This is a genomic window from Brevibacillus sp. BC25, assembly GCF_000282075.1.
GTDB lineage: Bacteria > Bacillota > Bacilli > Brevibacillales > Brevibacillaceae > Brevibacillus.
In genome coordinates this window covers 32,954-42,986 of sequence record NZ_AKIX01000103.1, presented here as the reverse complement: position 1 = coordinate 42,986, position 10,033 = coordinate 32,954, and the positions used below count along the sequence as shown (strand labels likewise).

Annotated in this window: 3 protein-coding genes; all 3 read right to left on the bottom strand. The window is 48.7% G+C overall.

Going from position 1 to position 10,033, the window contains the following annotated elements:
• The 3 genes from edeJ to edeL are packed head-to-tail and all read right to left on the bottom strand — an operon-like array spanning nucleotide 1 to nucleotide 10,029.
• The gene (gene edeJ, locus PMI05_RS23465; RefSeq protein WP_007727245.1) at nucleotides 1-2,691 is read right to left on the bottom strand and encodes an edeine non-ribosomal peptide synthetase EdeJ; all 2,691 of its coding nucleotides are present in this window, start codon (nucleotides 2,689-2,691) and stop codon (nucleotides 1-3) included.
• Between the two features lie 30 nt (nucleotides 2,692-2,721).
• Nucleotides 2,722-6,705, bottom strand: a complete 3,984-nt coding sequence (gene edeK / locus PMI05_RS23460; protein WP_007727243.1) for an edeine non-ribosomal peptide synthetase EdeK — start codon at nucleotides 6,703-6,705, stop codon at nucleotides 2,722-2,724.
• Between the two features lie 33 nt (nucleotides 6,706-6,738).
• Nucleotides 6,739-10,029 carry an edeine non-ribosomal peptide synthetase EdeL gene (gene edeL, locus PMI05_RS23455; RefSeq protein ID WP_007727241.1) on the bottom strand — a complete coding sequence of 1,097 codons (3,291 nt, stop codon included), beginning with the start codon at nucleotides 10,027-10,029 and terminating at the stop codon, nucleotides 6,739-6,741.
• Nucleotides 10,030-10,033: the final 4 nt, after the last annotated feature.

Here is a 10,033-nt window from a genome sequence, read left to right as displayed (position 1 = left end):
CTAATTCCCCTTCCTTTTGTCGATCAGTTCGGCACCCTTGTCTACAGAGAGAACTCCCTCCTTGACCTCCCTCAGCAATTCCAGAAGGGATTCATCATCATCGCTTTGATCCTCCAGAGAAGCAAACTGATCCTGTTTTCTTTGTTCGAGAAAATCTACAAACATGGCAATCGTATAGTAGGAAAACAAATGCGCGACGCTAATCTCGCTATCCACTTGTTTTACTATTTGCGCATGCATTTTAAGCAACAGCAGGGAATTCCCTCCCAGCTGGAAAAAGCTGTCGTGTACCCCCACTTTTTCGATTCCCAAGATTTCTTTCCAGATGGTAACCAGTTGTTCTTCCTTCTCGTTTCGTGGAGCTACATATTCTGTATCGGACGCCTGTTGCTCATCCACTTCAGGCAGTAGCTTACGATTGATCTTGCCCCCTACTGTCAAAGGCATTTTTTCAATGCTGACAAAAAAGGAAGGGATCATGTGATCGGGAAGCCGTTCGCTGAGATAACCACGCAAGTCACTTGCGGTCAATTCCTGAGCATTCGATACGTAGTAAGCGCACAATCGAGCCTTCTCTTCTTGAAATAGCACGGCACACTCTTTTACTAGCGGGTGGGACAATAGAACCTCATCAATCTCGCCCAGCTCAATTCGATGCCCGCGCACTTTTACTTGATGATCGATGCGACCGCAGAACTTGATATTGCCATTCGACAGATAGCGCCCAAGATCGCCTGTCCGGTAAAGCTTTTGATAACCAATTTCCGGATATGGGTTGTCAACAAAGCTGGCTGCTGTTTTCTCAGGATCGTGTAGGTAACCGTGTCCCAAGCACAAGCCAGTTATGTAAATCTCCCCTTGTTGTCCAGCCGGAACAAGTTTGCGATTTGAATCCAGCAGCAAAATTTTCGTATTGGCTATCGGCTTTCCGATCGGTATCGGTCCCTGGTGGGTATGGTCGATCTCAAAGTAGATGACACCAATAGACGTTTCCGTTGGACCGTACAGATTCGTGATACGAACGTGGGGAAACCGCTGAAGAAACAGATGCACGGTGTGAGCCGTAATTTCCTCTCCCCCCAAGATCAGGTGGCGAATCGAAGAAAGTGAATCTTGTATGTCCATCCGTGTTTCCATTTGATCCACCAGCAGGTTGAAGACCGACGGCACAAAGTCCGTAATTGTAATCTGATAGGATGAAATGGCGTGCAACACTTGATCGAGCGTCATCTCAAATTCAGGAATCGGCAATACCGTACGGCCACCATGCAAGAGCGGCCAGAAAAGTTGCCAGACCGAACTGTCGTAGTGATGGGGAGTCGTCTGGAAAATAGCGTCCTGTTCCGTACAACCGTAGTGTTCATCCATCCAGCGAAACCGATTGAAAATACCGATATGAGGAACGACAGCTCCTTTTGGTTTGCCAGTAGAACCAGATGTATAGATCACATAGATCGGATCATCCACATCTACCTGAACCTTCAAGTCCCCTTCTTCCTGGATATCATCCGCATCGACGATTACAGCACGTGTCAATTGCACAAATGACGGTTCCTGACGTATTTCTGGCCCGATCAGGGTCACCGGACAATCCAATTCATCCAGTAGCTGCTTTTTCCGTTCGTTCGGACTTTGTACGTCTAGTGGGACAAAGGCCGCACCTGTTTTCATCACAGCTAGCAGGGAAATGACCAAATTCAAGCTACGATTCATCAAGACGGGAACATTGCTTCCTCTTCCAATGCCGCTGTCCTTCAACATACGCGCTAGGTAATTGGCTTTGCCATTTAGTTGAGCGTAGGTAAGGGTTTTGTTGCCAAACACAGCCGCTGTTAGATGAGGAGTACTCGCTGCCTGTTCCTCGATCAGTTGATGGATCGGCTTTGGAGCAGAATGAGAAACGTCCGTTTGATTGCGGGTATACAACAGATCTGTCCGCTCCGCCTCTGTCAACATATCGATTGTGTTTATTAACCTTTTGGGATCAACGACCACATCACGAAGAATTTGTTGATAATGGCTAATCATGCGCTCGATGACAGATTCTTGGAACTGTTCGCCCGCATACCGTACGCGTCCGGTAATTCCATCTTCTGTTTGCTTGAATGCAAATACCACTTGGAGGGACAAGCCTTCTAAAGCAGCAATATCTTGCATGTTTTCTAGTACGAAGGCTGTATCCAGCAGTGTCGTCAGATCGGTGTCGGATAGATCAAGCCATTGCATCATTTGCGAAAACGGATAGTTTTGATGCTCAATTGCCTCTTTGACCAGCTGCTTACCCTCTTTCGCCACTTCTGCAAAAGTAGCTTCTTGATGCATCCGTACACGCAACGGCAGCACCCGATTCCAAGCATTAGGGGGAAGCGGATTCTGAAAGACGGGCGTGAGAATGATCATGTCGTCTGTCTGCTTATACCGATTCAGCATGATTTGAAACGTCGACAGAAGGAACAGGTAGAGCTTCATCGGATGATGATCGCAATGGGCCGTAACGGCAGCGTTCAAATCATCTGGAAAGACAAAAGATATTTCTTTTGTCTCCTCCACCCCATCGCCTTCCTTCTCCGTCCCTTCGGTTGGAAGGAGGGAGAGCGTCCACTCCCCCTGTAACTTCTCATGCCAGTACTGCTCCTCCCGGCTAAATTTGCGACTGGTTAGCAGAATGTTTTGCGAAATAGTAGTCTCCATATGCCCTCCCCCTCTTACTCACCGCTTGCTCTAAAATTCAAAATCCCAATCGACGCCCTGTGCTTGAATAAGGGCTACCTCACGGGTCAATTCAAAGTCCTGGAGGAGGCGCTGGGGATCTTCCATCACCTGCTGCAACAAGCTTTTGAAGTCACTCACAAACTGCTCCATCGTTTCTCTTCGGAACAGGTCACTACGGTAATCCAGCTTACATGTAAGTCTGTCAAAACCAGGATAAGCCGACAGATGAAGGTCAAGTTTAGCCGTATTGTTTTGCAGTGGATAGTTTTTGACGATCATGTCGTCAAGCTCCAGTTCCCCTTCCGGATTGTCCATGTTTTGTAGGACGAAGATCGTATCAAAAAGGGGCTGACGACCTGTATTTGGCTCAAGACCAAGAGTCTGGACAAACAGATCAATCGGGTAATCCGCTTGTTCAAAAGAGGCTAACGTATGCTCACGGACCTCCGCAAGAAACTCGCGATAGGCTTTCTCGCCTTTTGGATAATTGCGTAGAGGAACGGTGTTGATAAACATCCCAATTACTTCATCAAACTCTGCAAATTTACGCCCAGCTACTGGAGTTCCGACAACAACATCCTCTTGGCCGCTGTATTTTGCAAGCAACATGTTGTATACCGACAACAGCACCATGTAAAGTGTCGCATGTTCCTGCGCTGCCAGCTCCTGTAACCGCTGCCTCTCCTCTGTCGATATCTCGAACTCAATCGTCGCACCAGGAAACGTAAGAGATTCTGGCCTTTCGTAATCAGTCGGAATCGATAGAAGTGGAGCCGGGCTGGTAAACAAGTCTGCCCAATAGTCAGCTTGAAGCTCCCCTGACTCAAGTGCAGATTCCTGCCATACAGCAAACTCTTTTTGCTGAACCTCCAATGCAGGAATTGTCACGCCTGCATAGAGACGAACAAAGTCCTCTACAAGAATATCCATGGATACACCGTCTGAAACGATATGGTGCATGTCGAACAACAAGAGATGCTTTTCCGGTTCAATCCGGATTAGCCCTGCACGCAGCAAGGGTGCTTGACGCAAGTCGAATGGCCGTACAAACGTTGCCAGGCTGGCCTCCAACTGCTCTGCACTTGCTTCGCCCACTTCCAAAAGGAAGTCTAGCGAATCATGTACAATTTGAACTACTTGCCCATCTATATAATCAAACGAGGTACGAAGAGATTCATGGCGGTCAATCAATGCTTGAAAAGCATGTTCTACCTTCTCACGGCTCAAATCACCCTCGATGAAACGGGCAGCCGTAATATGAAGACTTGTGTCAGCCGGATTCAACTGTTGAAGAATAAAGAACTTGCGCTGGGCTGGCGTAACAGGATAGTACGATCTGGCTTCGACTGGGAAACGTCTTTTCATAATCGTCTTGTCTGCTCCATCAATCACCTTGCCGAGCTCCTGAATAGTTGGGTGATTAAACATGGTTCGCAGTGGAAGCTGTATGCCAAACTGCTGTGCAACCTGGGTAGCTACCGCGTTGATTTTTAACGAGTGTCCCCCTAGAGCGAAGAAATTGTCCCGAGCGCTGATTGTGTTTGGATCGAGCTGCAACACATGCGCCCAGATGTGGGTGAGAGCTTTTTCCGTCTCGGTTGTCGCTGACACAAAAATAGATGTGTCGACCCGATCCTGTATGCCAGGCTTCGGTAAAGCCCCTCTGTCCACTTTTCCATTAGGGGTAAGTGGCAATACATTTTGTTTTACATAGTGCATCGGCACCATGTATTCCGGAAGCACAGTAAACAGATAATCACGCACATCTCGGGCGGAAAACTCCTCCAAGGGAACGACATAGGCACATAAGTACTTTGCACCGGTTTCCTCTGAAAGCGCCAAGACCACTGCATCCTTGACCGCAGGATGTCTGCGCATAACCTGTTCAATCTCACTCAATTCGATTCGGTAACCCCGAATCTTGACTTGATTGTCCATTCTCCCGAAGTACTCAATATATCCGTCCTCCGTGATCCGGCCTACATCACCTGTTCGGTAAAGGACTTGGTAGTCAGGGTCTTCTACCCAGCTGGCATACGGATTTGCTACAAAGACTTTTTGCGTCCGTTCCTCATCTTTGTAGTAGCCGTATCCAACTCCCGGACCAGCCACACCTATTTCTCCTTTTACGCCTCGTGGGCAGATACACTGATTTTGATCGAGTATGTAAATATGAGTGTTCTGGATCGGTATGCCGATGGGAACCACAATCTGCTGATCGCTAGGCATTTCCCGAATAATGTGGTGGGTAATATCATCGGATGCTTCCGTTGGCCCGTACATATTCACCAATGGAATTTCCGAATAGCAGGCAAACCAGCGCCGTACCAGAGGGGCAGGCAACTCCTCTCCTGTCACTGCCATCCACCGCAGATCAGGAAAGCTGCGTTCGGAGTCGTGCCATTCTTGAACGAGATCAAGCAGCACGGAGAGCAGAGATGGCACCACTTCCGCTACCGTGACGCGGTTGGAACGCAGCACGTTATGAAGGGCCTGCGTATCCATTACGGTCTCTGTATCGACCACTTGCACAGAGCCACCCACCAGCAAAACAGCCAGATATTGCCAAACAGAAATATCAAAGCAAAGAGAGGCCGTTTGTGCGACAAGATCATCCTCGCAGAGAGATAGGTCGTTGATTTTAGCGAAAATGTGGTTAATCATTCCACGATGGTGCACCATGACGCCTTTTGGTTGTCCAGTCGTGCCCGATGTGAAGATGATGTAAGCCAAATCTGTTCCCGCACTCTCCCGATCGATGTCCTCTCCCGATAGCGACTCTACTGATTGATCGGATTGACCAAAGACATAGAGATACTTCAGCTCAGGTGAGGATGCTTGAATCGACTCCAATCCATCTAGCAAGTCAGGCTGAGTTATTAACCCTGCAATCTCGCTCTTCTGCACGATGTACAAGATCCGATGCTGCGGATAGTCTGGATCAATCGGTACGTAGGCTCCCCCCGCCTTGAACACTGCAAGAATCGCAACAAGCGTATCCGCGTTACGCTTCATGTAAATACCAATTTTTGTGCCAGGTCGTAATCCTTGCTGGATAAAATGGCGCGCGAGTCGATTGGATCGCTCGTTTAATTCCTGATAGGTTAAGGTTGTTTTTCCGTCTGTCACCGCTTTGCGATGAGGAGTCTTTTTTACCTGCTCCTCAAAGAGGCGATCAAAGCTCTGATCGCGCGGAAAATCAACCCGGTTGTCGTTGAATGAAAGAACTAGCTCCCGAACCTCGTCCTCAGATAAGCACGCTATCTCCGCGATCCTCTGATTCGGTTGCGTTACGATAACCTGATAGATACGGACCAAATGCTCCATCATCCGTTCCATCATGGGGCGTTGGTATCTTTGCCCCACGTAACGCACGAGTAATTCGAGCGAGTTTTCCTTTTTAGAAAAGAGGAGCTGCAACTCGCTCGAAACCTGTTCCAGGCTGTCCTGATCATGAAGGACGTCCAACAAGCAAGTCGCCTCAAAAAACGGTGTGCTGTTCCCCTGCTGCGGTACCTGCAGTTCCTCGATCAACCGCAAGATTGGGTAGTTCTGATGTTCCACAGCGGCCTTTAAGGTCTGCCGAACTTCTTGCAGCAGCTCCTTGATGGTCCATTCCGGGAGTACTTGATGACGTAAGGGCAGTAACTTGTTCAAAAACTCACCCGGTTCAGTTTGACGAAAGATAGCCGTTCCAACGCATATGTCCTGATGTCCCGTGTATTTGGACAACAAGATGCCAAATCCACTCAGCAAAGCCATGAACAAACGTTGATCCGAGCCATTGCTCAAATGAATCAGCGCCTTGCTCAGTTCGTTCGGAAACACGATGGTCAGCTCACGAAGATCAGACTGACGCTGAAACGAGGCCCGAGAGTCTGTTGGAAGGTCGAGTGAATGAAACTCTCGAGAGAGGTTCCCCATCCAATAGTCTTTTTCGCGTTCAAACTGCCCACTGGCCAGCAAGATGTTTTGTGCAGTTATCGTTGTCAAGCCAATCCCTCTTTTCTGTCCGTCATGTATTTCTTAAAAAGCAAAGTCATCGTCGTCCACTTGTCCCTGTGCTACCTGTACTACTCCATGACCGATCTGGAGTTGTCCGATGGTTCGGTTCGGGTGGGCTACCATTTGCTCCAGAAGAATGACAAAGTCTTGAGCCATCTTCTCGATTGTTCTTCTGTGATACAGGTTCGTGTTATATTGCCAGTGCATGCACATTTGATCGTCAGCCTTAACCACTTCCAAAGCCAGATCGAGCATGGCAGCCTTGCGTCTGAACTCGTACGGAGCAAACTCGATTTGATCGAGACGGACCTTTTGCTGCTCCGCTGCATGATGCAAGGTCAGCATGGCGTCAAACAGCGGGTTCCTTGCTGGATCACGAGGGAATTGAATCTGGCTTACGAGTTGATCGAATGGATAGTCTCCATGCTCAAAACCGCTTAGCACGTTTTGACGTACCTGCCCGATATACTCTTGGACGGTCAATTCTTTCTTCGGCCAGTTTCGCAGGGCCAAGGTGTTAACAAACATTCCCACAACAGGAGCAAACTCCGCACGTTGTCTACCATCCATGTCGCAGCCGATGACGATGTCTTCCTGATTGCTGTATTTGGATAACAAAACAGAGTAGACGGCCAACAGAAGCATGTACAGCGTCGTAGAACTCTGACGGGTAAACGAGTCGAGTTTTTCCAGACATTCGCTAGACAGCACAGTCTGCAACTCGTCTCCATCAAATGTCATGGTTTGTGGGCGAGGATAATCGGTCGGAATTGCCAACGGTTGCGGATGTTCAGAAAATGCATCCAACCAGTAGGCCTCATGCTCGGCCCAACTGATCTCGGCAGCTTGTTCAGCTTGCCACCAAGCGAATTCCTTGGCCTGTACCGACAATTCCGGCAACACCTGTCCTTGGTAAAGGTTACAAAACTCCTCAAGCAAGATGGACTTGGATATACCATCTGAAATGATATGGTGCATATCGAAAATCAACAGATGCTCCTCTGATGAGAGCTCAATTAGGCCGATACGAAGCAAAGGAGCTTGCTTTAAATCGAATGGCCGGAAAAAGCGTTCGATTTCCTTTTCTACAGTTTCCTCGTCTGCATTCCATGTTTCGATCTGTACAGACAGGTCACTGTGTACTTTTTGCTTCACCTGACCTTCAATCAGATGAAACGAGGTGCGCAGCGCCTCATGTCGTGCGACGAGTTGATCTGCAACGTCTTGAAGACGCCCTGAATCAAGGGAACCGGTGATCCGCATAACTCCCGGTGTATGATAGCTGGTAGCATCTTCTTCCAACTGCCACAACAGGTAAAGTCGCTCTTGTGCACCCGTGACAGGATAATATTCCTGATCAGAGAGCAAGGCGATCGGTTTTTTCTCCATCTCTTGAATGCTGCCTGTGATCCGATTCGCCAAACCACGAATCGTCGGGGCATCAAACAGGTCGCGCATAGAAAGCTTCACTTGAAAGTCACTTTCCATTCTGGATAAAAGCTGAATGGCCTTCAGTGAATGCCCTCCCTGTCCAACAAAGTGATCAAGTACACCGGGCGACGGAATCTGTAAGACATCTGCCCACAACTCAGCCAGCTTTTGTTCGATCGGATTTGCCGGAGGCACGTAATCACTACTGACGCCAGGCTTTACAGCAGGCAAAGCTTTTCGATCGATCTTTCCATGCGGGGTAAGAGGCATCTCGGACAGTTCCATAAAGTAACTCGGGATCATATAACCGGGGAGCCACTCCAGCAGGTGCGCGCGAAGCCCATCTGGTTGAACGCCGTCCTTTTGCACGACATAGTAGCAAGCCAGTTCGGTCATACCCATTTGATCAGTCATAGCCAAAACAGCTACCTGATTCACAGCAGGATGCGAAAGGACGGCGCGTTCAACTTCTTTCAGTTCCACACGATAGCCACGCACTTGAACCTGATCATCCATCCGCCCTAGATATTCAAATACTCCCGTTTCGCTGAGCAATCCGACATCTCCAGTACGGTAAAGGCGCTCGCCAGTAATGGGATGATACGTAAAAGCTTTCTCGGTCAACTCAGGCTTGCCCAAATATCCGTCGGTGATGCCAATTCCTCCGATACAAATCTCGCCCTTGACATCTGGGGGACAAATTTCCCCCGTCTGTCCAAGGATGAACATATGAGTATTGGCAATGGGAACACCAACAGGGATTCTGAGTGATTCTTCAGCTGGCTGTTCTGTGCAAAGATAGACGGAAGCGTATATCGCTGATTCTGTCATCCCGTAAATATTGGCGATTCGCGCAATACGGAACAGTCGATTCCATTCGCGAACCAGATTAGCCGTCAGTGCTTCTCCACCATTAAATACCCACTTCAAATGGGGCAACGGATCTGGTTCATTTCGAGAATGCACATGAGCTAGAAACACATTCATCATCGCTGGAACGAACTGGGTGACTGTAATGCGTTGCTCCCGCAGCCAGTCATACAACGCTCCCGGATCTTTCCCGTCTTCCTCTTTCAAAATAGACAGCTTTGATCCAACCATCAGCGGCCAAAACAATTCCCACACCGAGTCCGTAAAAGAAATCGAGGTTTTTTGGGCAACAACGTCTGTCTCGCTTAGTGGAAAAGTCTCCTCTAGCCAAAATAACGTATTCAATACTTGTTTGTGCGTTATCATGACGCCCTTTGGCGCACCGGTCGAACCAGATGTGTAGATGACATAAGCAACATCATCCTCTGAACCTGCCGGAGCTATCGCCTCATCCTTTTGACCGCGAATGTCGGACGCTGTATAGACCTTGTAGCCTTCGTGATGGAAGGAAGTCTCGTCCAAACAAATGATCGTTTCGATGCTGTCAGGTAGATCCGGTATGATCTCATCCAGATATATGGATTTTGTTACAAGCACCTTGCAGCGACTATCCTGCAAAAGATACTGAATTCTAGCTCGGGGATAATGCGGATCAACCGGGACGTATCCCCCACCCGCTTGGAGGATTGCAAGAACCGCCGCTACCATACGGGAGCTCCTGTCTGCGAGAATTCCTACGAGTTGCGAAGGAACTACACCCGCATCTTTCAGGATGCGGGCTAGCTGGTTTGCTTCCGCGTGTAGTTCTGCGTATGTTCTTTCTCGATCCGCCTCTACCACAGCGACTCTGTCAGGCGTTTTTTCCGCTTGCCGGGCGAATAGTTCAGCGATTGTTACTTTGTTGCGATACGGTTTGTCTGTCTGATTGACTCGGGTTAACAAGTTCGCTTCATCATCAGTGAGCAGGTTAAACTCGTTCAGATCCAGATCGAGTTCCATACGTCCATTCATTGCG